The organism is Micromonospora sp. L31 (assembly GCF_052068075.1).
Classification (GTDB): Bacteria; Actinomycetota; Actinomycetes; order Mycobacteriales; family Micromonosporaceae; genus Micromonospora; species Micromonospora purpureochromogenes.
In genome coordinates this window covers 351660-369690 of the sequence record NZ_JBQHDC010000003.1, presented here as the reverse complement: position 1 = coordinate 369690, position 18031 = coordinate 351660, and the positions used below count along the sequence as shown (strand labels likewise).

Here is an 18031-nt window from a genome sequence, read left to right as displayed (position 1 = left end):
TCGTGCGCGCCTGGTCACCTCGGCGCGCGACCCCAGACCGACGACGAGACAAGGTAGACCTGTGCGTACGTACAGCCCGAAGCCGGGTGAGATCGAGCGTCAGTGGCACGTTATCGACGCCTCTGATGTCGTGCTGGGCCGCCTGGCCACCCACGCCGCCACGCTGCTGCGCGGCAAGCACAAGCCGACTTTCGCGCCGCACGTCGACACGGGCGACTTCGTCGTCATCGTGAACGCGGGCAAGGTTGCGCTGACCGGCAACAAGCGTCAGACCAAGATTGCCTACCGCCACTCCGGTTACCCGGGTGGTCTGAAGCAGGTCGGCTACGACGAGCTGCTGACCAAGCGTCCCGAGCGGGCCATCGAGCTGGCCGTGAAGGGCATGCTCCCGCACAACAAGCTCGGCCGTCAGCTCATCAAGAAGCTGAAGGTCTACGCCGGTGCCGAGCACCCGCACGGCGCGCAGCAGCCGGTGCCGTTCGAGATCAAGCAGATCGCGCAGTGAGCGCGGGCGAAGGAAGCAGCATGACCGACATCACCGAGACCGAGGTCGCCCCCGAGGCCACCGAGGCGCCGGCGCCCGTCGCCCGCGCGCCTCGTGGTGACCGCCCGATCCAGACCGTGGGTCGGCGCAAGGAGGCCATCGTCCGGGTGCGCATCGTCCCCGGCAGCGGCAAGATCACCTGCAACGGCCGGGACCTCGAGGCCTACTTCCCGAGCAAGGTGCACCAGCAGCTCATCAAGGACCCGCTGGTCACCGCCGAGAAGCCCGAGGCGTTCGACGTCATCGCCAACCTGCGTGGCGGCGGCACCACCGGCCAGGCCGGTGCGCTGCGGCTGGCCATCGCCCGGGCGCTGATCGTCAACGAGCCGGACGACCGACCGGCCCTGAAGAAGGCCGGCTTCCTGACCCGGGACGCCCGGGTCAAGGAGAGCAAGAAGTACGGCCTCAAGAAGGCCCGTAAGGCTCCTCAGTACTCGAAGCGCTGATCATCAGCGACACGTTGTACTTCTGACGGACGGCCGGGATCGCCTCCCCACACGGGAGGTGGCCCGGCCGTTCGCCGTTTCCCCTGGGACCCTTTCATCGGAGGTTGGCGGGTATGGGCCGGTTGTTCGGCACGGACGGCGTACGCGGGCGGGCGAACGCGGATCTCACCCCCGAGTTGGCGCTGGCGGTGGCGGTGGCCGCCGCGCACACGCTGGCCGAGTCGGACAAGACGCATCCCCCGCTCGCCGTGGTCGGCCGGGACACCCGGGCCAGCGGCGAGATGCTGGAGGCGGCCGTGGTCGCCGGGCTCACCAGCGCCGGGGCGAACGTGGTCCGGGTCGGCGTGCTGCCGACCCCGGCGGTCGCCTTCCTCACCGCCGAGGCCAAGGCCGACCTGGGCGTGATGCTCTCCGCCTCGCACAACCCGATGCCGGACAACGGGATCAAGCTCTTCGCCGCCGGCGGGCACAAGCTGCCGGACGAGATCGAGATGCGGATCGAGGCGGCCGTCGAGGCGAACGCCACCACCGCCTGGGACCGGCCGATCGGCGCCGGCGTCGGCCGGGTGCACGACCTGCTCGACGGCGCCGACCACTACGTGCAGCACCTGGTCGGCACGGTGCCGCACCGGCTGGACGGGATCAAGGTGGTGGTGGACTGCGCCAACGGCGCCGCCGCCGAGGTGGCCCCGGTGGCGTACCGGGAGGCGGGCGCCGAGGTGATCGCCATCCACGCCGAGCCGGACGGGCTCAACATCAACGACGACTGCGGTTCCAACCACATCGACGGGCTGCGCGCCGCCGTCGTCGAGCACGGCGCCCACCTGGGCATCGCGCACGACGGCGACGCCGACCGGTGCGTCGCGGTGACCGCCGACGGTGACGAGGTCGACGGCGACCAGGTGATGGCGATCCTCGCCCTCGCCATGCGGGAGGCCGGCACGCTCGCCCAGGACACCCTGGTCGCGACCGTGATGAGCAACCTCGGCCTGCGCCTGGCGATGTCCGCGGAGGGCATCCGGCTGATCGAGACCAAGGTCGGCGACCGGTACGTCCTGGAGGAGCTGCGCGCCTCCGGCCTCGCCCTCGGCGGCGAGCAGAGCGGTCACATCGTCATGCCGGCGTACGCCACCACCGGCGACGGCGTGCTCACCGGGCTGCACCTGATGTCGCGGCTCGCGGCCACCGGCAAGTCGCTGGCCGAGCTGGCCTCGGTCGTGACGAAGCTGCCGCAGGTGCTGATCAACGTGCCGGTCGGTGACCGCACCGTCGGCGCCAGCGCGCCGGAGGTGCGGGCCGAGGTGGAGCGCGCCGAGGCCGAGCTGGGCGAGACCGGCCGGGTGCTGCTACGCCCGTCCGGCACCGAGCCGCTGGTGCGGGTGATGGTGGAGGCCGCCACCGAGGCGACCGCCCGTTCGGTCGCCGAGCGGATCGCCGAGCACGTACGCGCCGCCAGCCCGACCGCCTGACGGGTCGGCCCGGCCGCGCGCCCAGGGCTCGCGGCCGGGCCCGGCGCCGTTCAGAGGCGCAGCCGGGTGGCCCGCTCGAAGGTGTCGGCGGGGTCCTCGCCGTCGCTGAGGTGACGTCCTCCACGACGCGACGGTTGCCGCCCCGATGATGTGGGGCGGGCGACCGTCGTCGAATTGCGTCGCGGAATGTGTGCCGGCTCAGTACCTGTTGCCCACGGGCTCGGGGAGGGCGTCGAGTGCCGAACGCGCGTCCGCAGTCAGCGTGATCGAATCCGCGGCCATGTTGTCTTCCAAATGACTGAGCGTCTTCGTGCCCGGAATGGGAAGCACGTTGTCGGCGAGCGCCAGTAGCCAGGCGAGCGCCACCTGCGCAGGTGGCGAACCCATTTCGGAACTGATACGAACAATCCGCCGGGCGATTTCTTGATTTGCGGAAATTGTATCCGGTTGGAAACGTGGCAGGTTGCGCCGGGCGTCCCGGACCGGCAGATCGGCGGTGCTGGCGAAACGACCGGTGAGGAAACCGCGGCCGAGCGGCGCGAACGGCAAGAATGTGATTTGTTTCGCGGTGCAGTACGGCAGGACCGAATCCAGCGGCTCACGCGTCCACAGGGACAGCTCGGACTGGACGCTCGCGACCGGGTGGATCTCCTCGGCCCGCCGGATCTCGTCGACCGACACCTCGGACAACCCGATCATCCGGGCCTTGCCCTCGGTCACCAGCTCGGACAGCGTCCCCCAGCTCTCCTCGATCGGAACGGCCGGGTCGACGCGGTGCAACTGGTAGAGGTCGACATGGTCCACACCCAGCCTGAGCAGGCTCGCCTCGCACGCCGCCCGCAGGTGTTCGGGGCGTCCGTTGCGGTGCACCCGGCTGCCGTCGGCCAGCAGGCCGCCCTTGGTCGCCAGCACGACCTGGTCACGGTGCCCGCGCAGCGCCCGGCCGACGAGGCGTTCGTTGGTGAACGGGCCGTACAGGTCCGCCGTGTCGAGAAGGTTGCAGCCCAGCTCGATCGCCCGGTGGATGACCGCGACGGAATGGTCGTCGTCGCGCCCGTCCTCGTCGTATCCCCACGACATTCCCATGCAGCCGAGGCCGATGGCTCGGATTTGCGGACCGTCGCCGCCGAGCCGTGTGTAGCGCATCTTCTCCCCCATGCCGAATTGGTTGCAATCGGGCTCGGGTCAGCCTATCACCCGCCGTCATTGGATGCGGGTGTGAGAATGTGACAGGGTATTGACGTCAGCCACTCGTGACGGGGAATGGTCATTTGTGGCCGGGGGAATTCTCGCACGCAGTGGATCTGCGCTGGTGAGCGGCGCGATTGTCGGGTCGGCCGATGTTGTCCGCCGATCGATGCGCCGGGTGTGCCGCGGTGGACCGCGCACACACCTCGGCGGGCCAACCGGAAATGAACAACGGGGGAAAATGGACGGAGCCGAGATACAGGTGCTGGGGCCGGGTGTGCACGGCCCGGCCGAGTTGCGCGCTCCACCTTCCCCGGCGCGGCCGGCCGCCGGCCGTCAGGCCGTGCGGAGCCGGCGGAGGAACTGCCCGCCCAGCTCGACCACCTGGTCGGCGTCCAGCTCGGTCGCCGGCCCGGCCACCGTGACCTCGGCCATCGCCAGCCCCGGCACCTCGGTGTCCTGCCAGCCGCCGACGAACCACGCCTTCTCCTCCTCGGCGAGGGCGAGGTTCGCGTCGTTCAGCGCGCCCGCCGGATGCGGCAGCCACAGCCGGAACTGGTGGGTGTGCGGCGGTGCAGGGTACACCCGCGCGCCGGGCAGGCCGGCCAGCGCCGCGGCAACCACCTTCGCGTGCCCGACGTAGCCGGCCAGCCGCGGCAGCTCCCGGTCCAGGCCGGCGAGGGCGGCCAGCGCCGCCGGCCACTGCTGGAAGACGGTGCCGCCATACCGGTGCCGCCAGGCCCGCGCGTAGCGGAGCAGATCGGCCGGGCCGGCCAGTGCGGCGCCGGAGTGGCCGCCGAGGGACTTGTAGAACGAGACGTAGACGCTGTCGGCGAGGGCCGCGATCTCGGCCAGGGACCGACCGAGGTGGACGGTGGACTCCCAGAGCCGGGCACCGTCGAGGTGTACCCGGGCGCCCCGGTCCCGGGCCGCCCCGACCACCGCCACCAGCTCGTCCCAGGTCGGCAGCAGGAAACCGGCGTCGCGCAGCGGCAGTTCGAGCAGCAGGCTGCCGACCGGCTCGTCGAGCGCGGCGACCTCCGCGGCGGTCGGGTTGCGTGGGGCCGCCGTGGTGAGCACCGCCCGCAGCCCGCCGAGCACCGCGTACGCGTCCCGTTCGTGCACCAGCGGGTGGCTCAGCGGGTGCAGGCCGACCGCGCTGCGCCCGGTCAGCTCGGCGCCGTAGCGCATGGCGACCTGCTGGGCCATCGTGCCGCTCGGGAAGAAGGCGGCCGCCTCGGTACCGAGCAGGTCCGCCACCCGGCGCTCCACCGCCTCGACCGCGCCGCCCTCGCCGTAGAAGTCCGGCAGCAGCTCGTCGGAGGCGGCGGCGCGGATGGTGTCGAGCTGCTCGACGACCGAGGGCGGCCGGGCCCCGGAGAGCACGGTGTCGCAGCCGCGCAGCGCGCTGAGCCGGCGGACCCGATCGGCGTACCCGTCGGTCATCAGGCCTCCTTCAGTCGGCGCAGGCGGGTGACCGCCTCGGTGAGCACGTCGGGACGCTTGCAGAAGGCGAACCGGACCAGCCGCCGGCCCGCCTCGGGGTCGTCGTAGAAGACCTGGGTGGGCACCGCGACCACGCCGCACCGCTCGGGCAGCGACCGGCAGAACTCCACCCCGTCCCGCCCGCCCAGCGCGGTCACGTCGGCGGTGACGAAGTACGTCCCCTCCGGGCTCAGCGCGTCGAAGCCCGCGTCGGTCAGCCCGGCGACGAGCTGGTCCCGGCGCCGGCGCATGCCCTCCTGGAAGTCGGTGAAGTAGGCGTCCGGCAGGGCCAGCGCCACGGCGACCGCCGGTTGCAGCGGCGCCGCGTTGACGAAGGTCAGGAACTGCTTGACCCGCAGCACCGCCGAGACCAGCGGGGCCGGGCCGCTCGCCCAGCCGACCTTCCAGCCCGTGCAGGAGAAGGTCTTGCCCGCCGACGAGATGCGCAGCGTCCGCTCCCGCATCCCGGGCAGGGTGGCCAGGGGCACGTGCGGCGCGGCGGCGTCGGGAAAGACCAGGTGCTCGTACACCTCGTCGGTGACCGCGTACGCGTCGTGCTCCTGGCAGAGCTCGGCGACCAGGGCCAGCTCGTCGGGGGTGAACACCTTCCCGGTCGGGTTGTGCGGGGAGTTCAGCAGCACCAGCCGGGTCCGCGGGCCGAACGCGGCGCGCAGCGCCGCCGGGTCGAAGGCGTACCGCCCGTCGTCGCCGGGACGCAGGGTCACCGGCCGCCGGACCGCGCCGGCCAGCGCGATGGAGGCCGCGTACGAGTCGTAGTACGGCTCGAAGCAGACCACCTCGTCGCCGGGCTCGCAGAGGGCGAGGATGCTGGCGGCGATCGCCTCGGTGGCGCCGGCGGTGACCACGATCTCGCCGTCCGGGTCGTACTCCAGTCCGTGGAAACGGCGCTGGTGGTCGGCGACGGCCCGGCGCAGCGCGGGGATGCCCGGGCCCGGCGGGTACTGGTTCTGCCCGCCGCGCAGCGCCTCGGCCGCCGCGGCCAGCATCTCCGGCGGGCCGTCGCTGTCCGGGAAGCCCTGCCCGAGGTTGACCGCGCCGGTGCGGACGGCCAGCGCGGACATCTCGGCGAAGATCGTGGTGCCGAACGGACGCATCCGGGCCACGAGCGGGTCGACATCTGGCGTCGTCACGCCGGCCAGCCTACGGGCGCGCCGCCGGCATCACCTGCTCCCGCAGGTCACCTGGTATCCCGGCGCCCCCGCGTCGGTCACCGGCGCACGGTCGCCGACCCTGGTCGAGCAGGCGACACTCCCCTCGTCGTCGGTGTTGCCGGCCATCACCAGCACCCGGTTCGGGTCGTCGGTGCGGATCTTCTGACGCCAGGGCAGCGACACGGCCTCGAGGCGGATGAACTCGCCGTTGGCGTCGTAGTACTGGATGTCGCCGCGCCCCTTTCCGGTCACCTCGTAGGACACGACGATCCGGCCGCGACCGGTCGAGGGCGTGGCGGCTGCCGTCGCGGGCTCGCTGGGGGTGGGCGGCGTCCAGGTGGGGAACGGACTCTCCTCGTCGTAGTCGCCGTCGTAGTACGGGTCCGGGTCGTCGTAGTACGGATCGTCGGCGGTCGGGGTGTACCGCCCGACCAGCACGCTGCCCACGCCCAGGCACCCGCACACGCCGAGGACGAGCACCGCGACGACGGCGATGACGATGCCCACGACCCGACGTCCCTGGGCCGGGTCGGGTGGCGGCCGGTACCCGGGGTACGCGTAGGGCGGCGGGTAGCCGGACGGCGGGTAGGGCGACGGGTACCCGGCCGGCGGCCAGCCGACGGGCGGCGTACCCGGTCCGGCCGGGCCGCCGGGTGCGCCGCTGAGAGCGCCGCCGGGCGCGGCGAAGGGTCCGGCGGGTGCGGCGTGCGGCCCGGCGGCGGGCGTCGCGGGCCGGGGTGCGGCGTGCGGCCCGGCGGCGGGCGTTGCGGGCCGGGGTGCGGCCGGCGGGACCGGCGGCCGGACCCCCACGCCCCAGGCGGCGGAGCCGTCGGGCCCTGACGCGCCCGGAGATGTGGCCGGGTCGGCGGGGAGAGCCGGCGGCGTCGCCGGGGTCGACGGGGCCGCCCACGGGTCCGGCGCCGTCCAGGGCTGCGGCGCGGCCAGCGGGTCCGGCGGCGTCCAGGTGGACGGCGAGGGGGCCGGTGGGGCGGTCGGGTCCGCCGGGGCGGAGCCGGCCGTCGGGGTCGACGGCTCGACCGGGGCGGCGGGCGACGGCTCGGAGGCCTGCGGTGCTGGCGGCGACGGCTCGGGCGAGGACGGGTCGGACATGGCTGCTCCGGAGCGGGCGAGGGGGAACGGGACGAACGGGCCGCCCGAGGGACGTGCCGGATCCGCCGAGAGACTGTCGTACCGGCGGCGGGCCCGCAACCCCGTCGGGCCCCGTGGCCCGCACGGACGGCGGGGCAGGGTTGTCCGCAGGACGCCCGTTACCGGCCGATCGCTCAGATTCAGTGATTGTTTACCCGACTTCCGCGCACGCGCGATGAGCGAAACTGGGTTAGGCTGCGGACCATGTGTGGAATCGTGGGTTACGCCGGCTCGCGCCCGGCGCTCGGCATCGTGCTCGACGGACTGCGGCGGCTGGAGTACCGCGGCTACGACTCGGCCGGCGTGGCGATCGTCTGCGATGACGAACTGCTGACCGAGAAGAAGGCCGGCAAGCTGGCCAACCTGGAGAAGGTGCTCTCCGAGCGCGCCGCCAGCAACCCCGACGACTGCGCCGCCAGCCCGATCGGCATCGGGGACGGCACCACCGGCATCGGGCACACCCGCTGGGCCACCCACGGCGGTCCGACCGACCGCAACGCCCACCCGCACCTGGCCCCCGACGGCCGGGTCGCCGTGATCCACAACGGCATCATCGAGAACTTCGCCAAGCTCCGGGCCGAGCTGGAGGCCGACGGCGTCCAGTTCACCAGCGACACCGACACCGAGTGCGCCGCCCACCTGCTGTCGGCGGCGCTGGCCGACCTGCGCGGGGCCGGCGAGGCCGACAACCCGCAGCTGCTGGCCTCGGCCATGCGGGTCGTCTGCCAGCGGCTGGAGGGCGCCTTCACCCTGCTGGCCGTCGATGCCGGCATCCCCGGCGCGGTGGTCGGCGCCCGGCGCAACTCGCCGCTGGTCGTCGGTCGCGGCGACGGGGAGAACTACCTGGCCAGCGACGTGGCCGCGTTCATCGAGCACACCCGCGAGGCGGTCGAGCTGGGCCAGGACCAGATCGTCCTGATCACCGGCGACAGCATCGAGATCACCGACTTCGCCGGCCAGCCCGCCACCGGCAAGGACTTCCACATCGACTGGGACTCCTCGGCCGCCGAGAAGGGTGGCTACGACTGGTTCATGCTCAAGGAGATCGAGGAGCAGCCGCAGGCGATCGCCGACACGCTGCTCGGCCGGCTCACCGAGACCGGTGAGATCGCCCTCGACGAGGTCCGCCTCAGCGACCAGGACCTGCGCGACGTCGACAAGATCTTCATCGTGGCCTGCGGCACCTCCTACCACGCCGGCCTGGTCGCCAAGTACGCCATCGAGCACTGGACCCGGATCCCCTGCGAGGTGGAGCTGGCCAGCGAGTTCCGCTACCGCGACCCGGTCCTCGACCGGTCGACGCTGATCGTGGTGATCTCGCAGTCCGGCGAGACCATGGACACCCTGATGGCGCTGCGCCACGCCAAGGAGCAGAAGGCCCGGGTGCTGGCCATCTGCAACACCAACGGCTCGACCATCCCGCGCGAGTCCGACGCCGTGCTCTACACGCACGGCGGGCCGGAGATCGCGGTCGCCTCCACCAAGGCGTTCCTCACCCAGGTGGTCGCCTGCTACCTGATCGGCCTGCACCTGGCCCAGGTGCGCGGGATCAAGTTCGCCGACGAGGTCGGCGCGGTGGTCGCGCAGCTCCAGGAGATGCCGGGCAAGCTGCGCGAGCTGCTCGACCGGATCGAGCCGGTCCGCGAGCTGGCCCGCGAGCTGAAGTCCGAGCCGACCGTGCTCTTCATCGGCCGGCACGTCGGCTACCCGGTGGCCCTGGAGGGCGCGCTCAAGCTCAAGGAACTGGCGTACATGCACGCCGAGGGCTTCGCCGCCGGCGAGCTGAAGCACGGCCCGATCTCCCTGATCGACAAGGGCACCCCGGTGATCTGCGTGGTGCCGTCGCCGGTCGGCCGGGGCATGCTGCACGACAAGGTCGTCTCCAACATCCAGGAGGTCCGCGCCCGGGGCGCCCGGACCATCGTGATCGCCGAGGAGGGCGACCAGGCGGTCGTCCGCTACGCCGACCACCTGATCTACGTGCCGCGGACGCCGACCCTGCTGGCCCCGCTGGTCACCACCGTGCCGCTCCAGGTGCTCGCCGCCGAGATCGCCGCGGCCCGGGGACACGACGTGGACCAGCCGCGCAACCTGGCGAAGTCGGTCACCGTGGAGTGACCTGACGCCAGCGTCCACCGGACCCCGCCCGCCGTGACCACGGCCGGCGGGGTCCGGTCGTTCCGCCCGCCCGCGGCCGTGGCCCGGCCGACCCGGAAGACCGGGGCCGCCCGCCGGCGGGACGACCGACGGCACGGGTGGGGCCGGTCACCGGCCGAGCACGATCCGGGCCATCCCCTCCAGCGCCGGGTTGCCGGCGTCCCAGTAACCGGTGTGGCCGTACCGGCCGCTGGGGAAGGTGCGCCCGCCGAAGCCCGGGTCGCTGGGGTCGTAGCCGAACCACAGCTCGTGGTCGTCGGGGCGGAGCAGCGACACCGCCGTGGCCAGCGGCGACGCCGCCAGGACCGCCCGGCCGGTGAGCTGCCCGGGCGGCTCGACCAGCCGGATCACGTCGTCCGGCGCGGTGCTCGCCCAGACCCGCTCCGGTGGCAGGCGCAGCGCCTCGGCCCGGTCCACCCCGACCCCCGGCGAGCCCACGAAGACCAGGGCGTCCGCGTCGAGACCGTGGTCCCGGGCGGCGGCGCCCACCACCAGCGACCCGTAGCTGTGCCCCAGCACCGTCTGCCGGGCCGGCGGGCCCTCGTGGGTCTCGCGCAGCCCCTCCTGGAAGCGGTGCAGCGCCGGCCCAGCATCCCCGGCCTGGCTGGACCGGGCCGCCTCGGGCAGGAAGTCCGGCGCGTCGTAGTCCAGCCAGAGCACCGCCGCCGTCTCCCGCCCCGGCGCGAGACCGGCGCAGCGGGACAGCACCCGACCGGCCCGGCCCAGCTCGGCCGGGGCGTCGGCGAGGTCGGCGGTCATCCCCGGCACGTAGGTCAGCACCCGGTCGGCGCGGTCCGGGTTGCCGAGCGCCACGATGGCCCGCCCGTCCCCGGTCGGATCCAGCCCCAGCAGGTACGACCGGGGCGGCTCCGCTGTCGCCAGCCGCCCGGCGAGCCCGTCGAGGCCGGCCAGTCCCGCGTCGAGGCGGCGCAGCCCGGCCAGCTCCGCCGGGCCGTGGGCCGGCCGGCCCAGCAACTCCCGCCGCGCGGCGAGCAGCGCCTCCCGCCGGTCGTCGAGCAGCAGCCGGTTGGCCTGGTCCCGGGCGGCGACCGGCACCCCGTCGAGCCGCCCGACCCGGCTTGGCTCGTACCGCACCAGCCAGCGGCGCTGGGCCGGGGTGAGCCCCGCCCACCAGGCCCGCACAGTCGCCGGGTCGGCGTCGGCCGGTGGGCGGCCCGGTGGCGGCGGGTCGGCCCAACCGCCGCGGGCCGCCGCGCTCAGCTCGTCCAGTCGGATGGCCGCCTCCCGGTCCGCCGCGTCGGCCAACGCCAGCGCGTCCCGCACCGCGGCGGCCACCTGGTCCAGCGCCGCCGGGCCGGTTGCCGCGCCGACGTCCGCGCTCGGCATCGCGGCCGGGCCCGACCCGGTCCGTCCGCCGGGCAGGGACCGGCCGCCCGGCGGTGCGCCCGAGCGGAGCCCGGTGCCGGGCAGGACACCGGCCTCCGGGCCGGCCCAGGTCGGCGCGCTGGGCGGAGCCGCGCTGACCCCGCCGTGGCGGTCGACGAGCACGCCGGTGCGGTCGGCGAGCGCCACCGCCTCCGCCAGCCGGGCCTTCGCCACCCGCAGCCGGCCGGCGAACTCGGCCAGCACCTGGTCGGCCTCGATCAGGGCGGGCAGCAGCGCGGTCAGCTCGCCCCGGAGCGCGCCGAGCCGCCCGTCGGCCGCCCCGGCGGCCCCACCCGACCAGCCCGCGCGCAGGGTCGTCGCGCGCTCGTTCAGCGCCGCCCGGCGGCGCCGCACCGGGTCGGCCAGCCCGCGCCAGGCCGCGCCGGCCGCACCCCACCTGCCGGGGGCGGCGCGCCAGAGCTGCCCGTACCCGGTCATCGGGGCAGCCCGGCGAGCCGGCCGGCCGCCCGGTCGTCGGCCGCGTCGTACCCGTCCGCCGCCGCGCGCAGCGCGGAGCCGGCCTCCGCCACCCGGGCGGCGAGCGCGCCGTGCCAGTCGTGCACCGCGGACTCCAGCCGGGTCAGCGCGGCCGCCGCCCGCCACTCGGCCGCCACCACGACCAGCCCCGGCACGCCGACCAGCCCGTGCGCCAGCGCGTACGCCTCGTCGGCGAGCCCGCCCGCCACCTCGCGCAGCACCGCGGCCCGCACCTGCACCGGCTCCCCGTCCACCCGCGCCCCCTCCGTCAGCACCACGTCGACGCTAGGCAGCGGCACCGGTCACCGGGAGGGCCTGTGGACGGCGGACGGTGGTCGTACCCGAGGGTTTTCCACAGGCGTTGCCCACAGCCGAGCAGGCAGCTAATCTGCCGCCCTTCCCGCCGGTAGGGTGAGCGTCGTGATCGTCGCGGTCGGCATCGACGTCGTGCTGGTGGACCGGTTCGCCCGGGCGCTGGCCCGCACTCCGCTGCTCGCCGACCGGCTCTTCACCGAGGCGGAGCGGTACACCCGCTCCGGCAACCCGCGCTCCCCGGAGTCGATGGCCGCCCGGTTCGCCGCCAAGGAGGCGGTCGCCAAGGCGCTGGGCGCCCCGGCCGGCCTGAGCTGGCACGACTGCGAAATCGTGCCGGACCCGGACGGCCGGCCCTGGCTCACCGTCTCCGGCACCGTGGCCGCCGCCGCGGTGGAGCGCGGGATCAACCGCTGGCATCTCTCGCTGTCGCACGACGGCGGGATCGCCTCGGCCATGGTGGTCGCGGAACGCTGATCGGCCGGGCGGGCCCCCGGGCCGGCCCGCGAGGTGACAGACGGGACGGTGTGGCATGAAACCGGTGTGGCGGGTCGCGGACGTACGCGCGGCGGAGGCCGGCCTGATGGCCACCCTCCCGCCCGGGACGCTGATGAAGCGGGCCGCTTCCGGGCTGGCCCGGCGTTGCGCGCTGCTCCTCGCCGACCGGGGCGGGGTGTACGGCGCGCGGGTCCTGCTGCTGGTCGGCACCGGCGACAACGGCGGTGACGCGCTCTACGCCGGGGCGCTGCTGGCCCGGCGCGGGGTGGCCGTGTCGGCGCTGCTGCTGACCCCCGGCCGAACGCACGCCGAGGGGGTGGCGGCGCTGCGCGCCGCCGGCGGGCGGCTGGTCGACCGGCCCCCGGCCATGGTCGACCTGGTGCTCGACGGCATCGTCGGAATCGGCGGCACCGGCGGGCTGCGGGAGACCGCAGAGCAGCTCGCGGCCAGCCTGGTCCGGTACTGCGGGCGCGACGGCGCGCGGGCGACCGTGGTCGCGGTGGACGTGCCGAGCGGGGTGGCGGTGGACACCGGCCACGTGCCGCTGACCGCCTCCGGCCGGCACAGCGCGGTGCGGGCCGACGTGACGGTGGCCTTCGGCGCGCTCAAGCCCGGCCTGGTGGTCGGGCCGGCCGCCCCCCTCGCCGGGCAGGTGGAGCTGGTCGACATCGGGCTGGAGCCGTGGCTGCGCGGGTCACCGGCGCTGCGGGTGACCGAGTGGTCGGACATGGTCGAGTGGTGGCCCCGGCTCGGCCCGGCCACGGAGAAGTACAGCCGGGGCGTGGTCGGGGTGGCGACCGGGTCGGCCACCTATCCGGGCGCGGCGGTGCTCTCGGTGGGTGGCGCCCTGGCCGGGCCGACCGGCATGGTCCGCTACGCCGGCGGGGCCCGCGCGGAGGTGCTGCACCAGCACCCGTCGGTGATCGCCACCGGGCGGGTCGCCGACGCCGGCCGGGTCCAGGCCTGGGTCTGCGGCTCCGGGCTGGGCACCGGCGAGGACGCCGCCGGCGAGCTGCGCGCGGTGCTCTCCGCGCCGGTGCCGGTGGTGCTCGACGCGGACGCGCTCACCCTGCTGGTGGACGGCTCGCTCGCCGACCGGCTGCGCAACCGGGACGCCCCGATCGTGATCACCCCGCACGACCGCGAGTTCACCCGGCTCTGCGGGGAGGAGCCGGGGGCCGACCGGGTCTCCGCCGCGCTGCGGCTGGCCGCCTGGATGAACGCGACGGTCCTGCTCAAGGGGGACCGCACGGTGATCGGCACGCCGGACGGCCGGGCGTACGTCAACCCGACCGGCACCTCCGCGCTGGCCACCGGGGGCACCGGGGACGTGCTGGCCGGGCTGCTCGGCTCGCTGCTCGCCGCCGGGCTGGCCCCGGAGCGGGCGGCGGCGACGGCCGCGTACCTGCACGGGCTGGCCGGACGGGAGGCGGCCCGGGGTGGGCCGGTGACCGCGTCCGACGTGGCGGCCGCCCTGCGCCCGGTGCTGGCCCCGCTGGTGGACTGAGCCGCGGTCGCGCTCCCCGGCGTGGCGCGGGTCGCCGACGCGGGCGGGAGCCCGGTCGTGTGATCACCGGCGCAAGTAGGCTGGGCGTATGTGGCAGGCCGAGGTACGCGTCGATCTCGACGCGATCCGTGACAACGTGGCCCGGCTCCGGTCGGGTACGAGCGCCGAGCTGATGGCGGTGGTGAAGGGCGACGGGTACGGCCATGGCATGGTCCCGTCGGCCCTGGCCGCGCTCGACGCCGGGGCGGACTGGCTCGGGGTCTGCACGCTGGACGAGGCGCTGACCCTGCGCCGGGCCGGGATCACCGCGCCGGTGCTGGCCTGGCTGCTCGCCCCCGGGCTGCCGCTGCACGAGGGCGTGGCGGCCGGGGTCGACCTGGGCGCCGCCAGCCTGCCGCAGCTGGACGAGATGATCGAGGCGAGTCGCCGGGTGGACCGCCCGGCCCGGCTGCACCTGAAGATCGACACCGGGCTGTCCCGGGGTGGGGCCACCGTCGCCGACTGGCCGACCCTGCTGGAGGCCGCCGCGAAGGCCCAGGCCGACGGCCTGGTCGAGGTGGTCGGCGTGTGGAGCCACTTCGTGTACGCGGACCTGCCCGGCCACCCCACCACCGACCGCCAGCTCGCGGTCTTCCACGAGGGGCTGGCCATGGTCGAGCGGGCCGGGCTGCGCCCGCGCTACCGGCACCTGGCCAACTCGGCGGCCACGCTGACCCGCCCGGACACCCACTTCGACCTGGTCCGCCCGGGGATCGCCGTCTACGGCCTCTCGCCGGTGGCGGGGGAGCGCTTCGGGCTGCGTCCGGCGATGACCGGCCGGGCCCGGGTGATGCTGACCAAGCGGGTGCCCGAGGGCACCGGCGTCTCCTACGGTCACACCTACACCACGGGGCGGGAGGCGAACCTGGCCGTGGTGCCGCTCGGCTACGCCGACGGGGTGCCCCGGCACGCCTCCAACGTCGGGCCCGTGCAGCTCGGCGGGAAGCGGCGCACCATCTCCGGCCGGGTCTGCATGGACCAGTTCGTGCTCGACTGCGGCGAGGACGCGGTCACCGCCGGGGACGTCGCCACCCTCTTCGGCAGCGGCGCGGACGGCGAGCCCACCGCCGACGACTGGGCCGAGGCGGTCGGCACCATCAACTACGAGATCGTCACCCGTTTCGGCAGCAGCCGGGTGCCCCGGGCCTACGACGGTGAGCGGCCGTGAGTGCACAGCGCTTCCGGATCCCGCGACCGCGCACCGCCGCCGGCAAGGTCGCCGGCGTGGTCGGGGCCGCGGTCGGCGTCGCCGCCGCGGGGCTCGCCGCGGGCATGGTGAGCGAGCGCGTCCTGGTCCGCCGGCTCAAGGCCGACCCCACCGACCGGTACGCGCACGAGGTCTTCGGCGAGCAGCGGTACGACGACGCGTTCCGGCTGGAGCTGCCGGACGGCACCGACATCCATGTCGAGGTGGTCGAGCCGACCCGTCCGGCGCCGGGGCGGCCGACCGTGGTGCTGGTGCACGGCTTCTGCCTGGACATGGGGACGTTCCACTTCCAGCGCAAGCTGCTCGCCGAGCGGGGCGAGCACCGGATCGTCGCGTACGACCAGCCCGGTCACGGCCGCTCCGGGCGGCTGGAGAGCGGCGAGTACGACCTCGCCGCGCTGGGCCGCACCCTGCGCCGGGTGATCGACCGGACCGCCCCGGAGGGGCCGCTGGTGCTGGTCGGCCACTCGATGGGCGGAATGACCATCATGGCCTTCGCCGAGCTGTACCCGGAGATGTTCGGCGACCGGGTGGTCGGCACGGTGCTGATGGCCACCTCGGGCGGTCTGATCGCGGAGACCAAGCTGGTGGCCCCGGCGCTGATCGGCCGGGTCGGCGCGCCGGTGCTCTACATGATGAGCAACGCCACCCGGTACGGCGGGACGGTCATCGACCGGGCCCGGAAGTCGACCTCCAACGTCGCCTGGCTGCTGACCCGCAAGTACGGCTTCGGCACCCGCAAGCCGAGCCCGGCCCTGGTCTCCTATGTGGAGGAGATGAACTCGCGGACCTCCGCCGACACGGTCACCCGCTACCTGCGTACCCTCGCCACGCACTCGCGCTTCCCGGCGCTGGCCGCGCTCAGCGGCACGCCGGTGCTGGTCGTGGTCGGTGACAAGGACATGATCACGCCGGTGACCCATTCGGAGGAGATCGTGCGCCGACTGCCGCACGCCCGGTACATCAAGGTCAACGACAGCGGGCACGTGGTGATGCTGGAACACGCCGACGAGGTCAACAAGGCGCTCTGGGACTTCCTGGAGGGGCTGTGACGCTGACCGTCACGCTGCCGACGGTCGAGGACACCCACGCGTTCGGCCGCCGGCTGGCCGGGGTGCTGCGCGCCGGCGACCTGCTGCTGCTCACCGGCCCGCTGGGCGCCGGCAAGACCGCGCTGACCCAGGGCATCGGCGCCGGGCTGGGGGTGCTCGGCGCCATCACCTCGCCGACCTTCGTGATCGCCCGGGTGCACCGGCCGGACCCGGCCCGGGGCGGGACGGTGGCCCTGGTGCACGCCGACGCGTACCGGCTGGGCGACGCGGCCGACCCGCGGGCCGAGATCGACGACCTGGACCTGGACGCCTCGGTGGACGACTCGGTGACCGTGGTCGAGTGGGGCGAGGGGCTGGTCGAACAGCTGGTCGACGCCCACCTGCGGGTACGCCTCGACCGGCGGGAGGACGACACCCGGCTGGTCGAGCTGGAGCCGGTGGGGGGCGACTGGGCGCGGCGCCTGGCAGCCCTGCGCTGAGGGCTGTCGTACCAGCTGCCTAGAGTGCCGGCACAGACTGCGAAAGGTTGCCGATGCCCGACGACACCCCTGCCCTCGACCTGCTGGCGCTGCTGCCGGAGGAGTGGCGTGCCGTGCTCACCCCGCACCTCGACCCGGCCCGCACCGCGGCGCTGGCCGAGTTCGTCGCCAATGAGTACGCCACCCAGACCGTCTTCCCGCCGGTGGAGGACCTCTTCTCCGCCTACCGGCTGTGCGCGCCGCGGGAGACCCGGGTGCTGATCCTCGGGCAGGACCCCTACCACCGGGCCGGGCAGGCGCACGGGCTCAGCTTCAGCGTCCGTGACGGGGTGACGGTGCCGCCGTCCCTGCGCAACGTCTTCAAGGAACTGGGCGAGGACCTCGGCGTGCCCAAGCCGCGCAGCGGCAACCTCAACGGCTGGGCGGCGCAGGGCGTGCTGCTGCTCAACGCGGTGCTGACCGTCCGCCAGGCCACCCCCGGCTCCCACGGCAACCAGGGGTGGGAGGAGTTCACCGACGCCACCATCCGGGCGCTCGACGCGATGGAGCAGCGGGTGGTCTTCCTGCTCTGGGGCGGCTACGCCCGCAAGAAGGCGGCCCTGGTCACCAACCCGCAGCACGTGGTGCTGGAGGCCGGGCACCCCAGCCCGATGAACCCGCGTGGCTTTCTCGGCAGCCGGCCGTTCAGCGCCGCGAACAAGGCACTCGCCGACGCCGGTCTGCCCACCGTCGACTGGGAGCGCTCAGCCGGCTGACCCGGCCGTCCGCTGGCGGTGGCGACGCAGCAGTTCGGCGGCGCGGGGGTCGGTGAGCTCCACCGCGACCAGCGGCACCACCCGGTAGCTCCGGTGCCCCTGCCGCACCTCGATCGCCTCCGGCAGTTCTTCGCACATCTGCGCGCGGAGCTGGCCGTACCGGGTCTGCCAGCGGTGCTCGCCGGGCTCCTCCGGTTCCAGGCGGAGCCCGCCGAACTCGCTCCACCGGGCGTTCCACCGTTGTCCGTAGGCCGCGTCCAGCCAGGCGGTGAAGCGGGCCGAGTCACGCCAGCGAACGGCGATCTCGACCGCGTCGGTTGGCACCGGGGCGCCCTGGAGTAGCGCTGCGGTACTGCCGGTCAGCAGATGGGGTAGGTCGCTCAGCCGTCCAGGATTCGGTCCAGCCCCAGCTCATCGACCCGCTGGGCGAGTGGCCGGGCGGCCAGGGCGTCCATCCGGGCGTCGAGGTGGCAGTCCAGTGGCTCGACCGCGACGGCGAGCTGGAGATCGAACGCGGCGAGGAGTCGCTCGATCAGCGGGACGCTGGGTACCCGCTCACCCCGTTCGACGCGCGCCACCGCCCCCTGACTCACCCCGGCCAGGTCAGCCAGCTCCTGCTGCGTCAGCGACCGCGCGCCCCGTTCCCGACGCAGGATGGCGGCGATCTGGGTGGCGAGGCGACTACTCTCAGGCATCCACGGATGATGGC

General features: G+C 74.5%; 18 protein-coding genes. 10 read left to right on the top strand and 8 right to left on the bottom strand.

Features of this window, described 5'->3' with window-relative positions:
• Positions 1 to 61: 61 nt before the first annotated feature.
• The 3 genes from rplM to glmM all read left to right on the top strand — a co-directional run bounded on the left by rplM (position 62) and on the right by glmM (position 2459).
• Positions 62 to 505, top strand: coding sequence for a 50S ribosomal protein L13 (gene rplM, locus ACTMS9_RS11320; RefSeq protein WP_154941857.1), 444 nt, complete (start codon positions 62 to 64; stop codon positions 503 to 505).
• A 20-nt stretch (positions 506 to 525) separates the two neighbouring features.
• The gene (gene rpsI, locus ACTMS9_RS11315) at positions 526 to 990 is read left to right on the top strand and encodes a 30S ribosomal protein S9 (RefSeq protein ID WP_088998399.1); all 465 of its coding nucleotides are present in this window, start codon (positions 526 to 528) and stop codon (positions 988 to 990) included.
• A 113-nt stretch (positions 991 to 1103) separates the two neighbouring features.
• Complete coding sequence (gene glmM, locus ACTMS9_RS11310; protein ID WP_238449061.1) at positions 1104 to 2459, top strand: phosphoglucosamine mutase; 1356 nt, start codon at positions 1104 to 1106, stop codon at positions 2457 to 2459.
• A gap of 198 nt (positions 2460 to 2657) precedes the next feature.
• On the opposite strand, the gene ACTMS9_RS11305 is transcribed toward glmM, so the two are convergent.
• The 4 genes from ACTMS9_RS11305 to ACTMS9_RS11290 all read right to left on the bottom strand — a co-directional run bounded on the left by ACTMS9_RS11305 (position 2658) and on the right by ACTMS9_RS11290 (position 7414).
• The gene (locus tag ACTMS9_RS11305) at positions 2658 to 3617 is read right to left on the bottom strand and encodes an aldo/keto reductase (protein ID WP_441142351.1); all 960 of its coding nucleotides are present in this window, start codon (positions 3615 to 3617) and stop codon (positions 2658 to 2660) included.
• A 366-nt stretch (positions 3618 to 3983) separates the two neighbouring features.
• On the bottom strand, positions 3984 to 5093 hold the full coding sequence (locus ACTMS9_RS11300; RefSeq protein WP_441164876.1) for a threonine aldolase family protein: 1110 nt from the start codon (positions 5091 to 5093) through the stop codon (positions 3984 to 3986).
• Positions 5093 to 6283, bottom strand: a complete 1191-nt coding sequence (locus ACTMS9_RS11295) for a pyridoxal phosphate-dependent aminotransferase (RefSeq protein ID WP_441142353.1) — start codon at positions 6281 to 6283, stop codon at positions 5093 to 5095. Before ACTMS9_RS11295 ends, ACTMS9_RS11300 begins: the two co-directional genes overlap by 1 nt.
• A 30-nt stretch (positions 6284 to 6313) precedes the next feature.
• Positions 6314 to 7414, bottom strand: coding sequence for an MmpS family transport accessory protein (locus tag ACTMS9_RS11290; RefSeq protein ID WP_441142354.1), 1101 nt, complete (start codon positions 7412 to 7414; stop codon positions 6314 to 6316).
• A gap of 243 nt (positions 7415 to 7657) precedes the next feature.
• Here ACTMS9_RS11290 and glmS point away from each other — a divergent pair, with 243 nt between their 5' ends.
• The gene (glmS, locus tag ACTMS9_RS11285; RefSeq protein ID WP_441142355.1) at positions 7658 to 9571 is read left to right on the top strand and encodes a glutamine--fructose-6-phosphate transaminase (isomerizing); all 1914 of its coding nucleotides are present in this window, start codon (positions 7658 to 7660) and stop codon (positions 9569 to 9571) included.
• 147 nt (positions 9572 to 9718) lie between these two features.
• Here glmS and ACTMS9_RS11280 read toward each other — a convergent pair whose 3' ends face one another.
• Entirely contained in the window at positions 9719 to 11434 is a 1716-nt protein-coding gene (locus ACTMS9_RS11280) for an alpha/beta hydrolase (RefSeq protein WP_441164875.1), read from the bottom strand.
• Complete coding sequence (locus ACTMS9_RS11275; protein ID WP_441164874.1) at positions 11431 to 11748, bottom strand: hypothetical protein; 318 nt, start codon at positions 11746 to 11748, stop codon at positions 11431 to 11433. Before ACTMS9_RS11275 ends, ACTMS9_RS11280 begins: the two co-directional genes overlap by 4 nt.
• Positions 11749 to 11893: 145 nt before the next feature.
• On the opposite strand from ACTMS9_RS11275, the gene ACTMS9_RS11270 reads away from it, so the two are divergent.
• The 6 genes from ACTMS9_RS11270 (at position 11894) to ACTMS9_RS11245 (ending at position 17322) form a co-directional block, all read left to right on the top strand.
• Positions 11894 to 12262: a holo-ACP synthase gene (locus ACTMS9_RS11270; RefSeq protein ID WP_088960309.1), complete on the top strand. Its 369-nt coding sequence runs from the start codon at positions 11894 to 11896 to the stop codon at positions 12260 to 12262.
• A 55-nt stretch (positions 12263 to 12317) separates the two neighbouring features.
• Positions 12318 to 13790 (top strand): NAD(P)H-hydrate dehydratase, encoded by a 1473-nt coding sequence (locus tag ACTMS9_RS11265; protein WP_441164873.1) that lies wholly within the window; start codon positions 12318 to 12320, stop codon positions 13788 to 13790.
• A gap of 88 nt (positions 13791 to 13878) precedes the next feature.
• Complete coding sequence (alr, locus tag ACTMS9_RS11260) at positions 13879 to 14997, top strand: alanine racemase (RefSeq protein ID WP_441164872.1); 1119 nt, start codon at positions 13879 to 13881, stop codon at positions 14995 to 14997.
• Positions 14994 to 16088: an alpha/beta fold hydrolase gene (locus tag ACTMS9_RS11255; protein WP_441164871.1), complete on the top strand. Its 1095-nt coding sequence runs from the start codon at positions 14994 to 14996 to the stop codon at positions 16086 to 16088. Before alr ends, ACTMS9_RS11255 begins: the two co-directional genes overlap by 4 nt.
• Positions 16085 to 16567 carry a tRNA (adenosine(37)-N6)-threonylcarbamoyltransferase complex ATPase subunit type 1 TsaE gene (gene tsaE, locus ACTMS9_RS11250; RefSeq protein WP_210775394.1) on the top strand — a complete coding sequence of 161 codons (483 nt, stop codon included), beginning with the start codon at positions 16085 to 16087 and terminating at the stop codon, positions 16565 to 16567. Before ACTMS9_RS11255 ends, tsaE begins: the two co-directional genes overlap by 4 nt.
• A gap of 53 nt (positions 16568 to 16620) precedes the next feature.
• A complete protein-coding gene (locus ACTMS9_RS11245) occupies positions 16621 to 17322 on the top strand; it encodes a uracil-DNA glycosylase (RefSeq protein WP_441164870.1) in 702 nt (233 codons plus the stop codon).
• On the opposite strand, the gene ACTMS9_RS11240 is transcribed toward ACTMS9_RS11245, so the two are convergent.
• The gene (locus tag ACTMS9_RS11240; RefSeq protein WP_441164869.1) at positions 17311 to 17646 is read right to left on the bottom strand and encodes a hypothetical protein; all 336 of its coding nucleotides are present in this window, start codon (positions 17644 to 17646) and stop codon (positions 17311 to 17313) included. The two genes, ACTMS9_RS11245 and ACTMS9_RS11240, sit on opposite strands and share 12 nt — an antisense overlap.
• A gap of 56 nt (positions 17647 to 17702) precedes the next feature.
• The gene (locus ACTMS9_RS11235; protein ID WP_441164868.1) at positions 17703 to 18017 is read right to left on the bottom strand and encodes a helix-turn-helix domain-containing protein; all 315 of its coding nucleotides are present in this window, start codon (positions 18015 to 18017) and stop codon (positions 17703 to 17705) included.
• Between the last annotated feature and the right edge of the window lie 14 nt (positions 18018 to 18031).

Bases quoted from the DNA above. Each gene is read 5' to 3' on its own strand.
- glmM (WP_238449061.1), top strand. From the start codon at position 1,104: ATGGGCCGGTTGTTCGGCACGGACGGCGTACGCGGGCGGGCGAACGCG.
- ACTMS9_RS11290 (WP_441142354.1), bottom strand. From the start codon at position 7,414: ATGTCCGACCCGTCCTCGCCCGAGCCGTCGCCGCCAGCACCGCAGGCC.
- alr (WP_441164872.1), top strand. From the start codon at position 13,879: ATGTGGCAGGCCGAGGTACGCGTCGATCTCGACGCGATCCGTGACAAC.
- rpsI (WP_088998399.1), top strand. From the start codon at position 526: ATGACCGACATCACCGAGACCGAGGTCGCCCCCGAGGCCACCGAGGCG.
- glmS (WP_441142355.1), top strand. From the start codon at position 7,658: ATGTGTGGAATCGTGGGTTACGCCGGCTCGCGCCCGGCGCTCGGCATC.
- ACTMS9_RS11305 (WP_441142351.1), bottom strand. From the start codon at position 3,617: ATGGGGGAGAAGATGCGCTACACACGGCTCGGCGGCGACGGTCCGCAA.
- ACTMS9_RS11300 (WP_441164876.1), bottom strand. From the start codon at position 5,093: ATGACCGACGGGTACGCCGATCGGGTCCGCCGGCTCAGCGCGCTGCGC.
- ACTMS9_RS11265 (WP_441164873.1), top strand. From the start codon at position 12,318: ATGAAACCGGTGTGGCGGGTCGCGGACGTACGCGCGGCGGAGGCCGGC.
- ACTMS9_RS11280 (WP_441164875.1), bottom strand. From the start codon at position 11,434: ATGACCGGGTACGGGCAGCTCTGGCGCGCCGCCCCCGGCAGGTGGGGT.
- ACTMS9_RS11245 (WP_441164870.1), top strand. From the start codon at position 16,621: ATGCCCGACGACACCCCTGCCCTCGACCTGCTGGCGCTGCTGCCGGAG.
- ACTMS9_RS11235 (WP_441164868.1), bottom strand. From the start codon at position 18,017: ATGCCTGAGAGTAGTCGCCTCGCCACCCAGATCGCCGCCATCCTGCGT.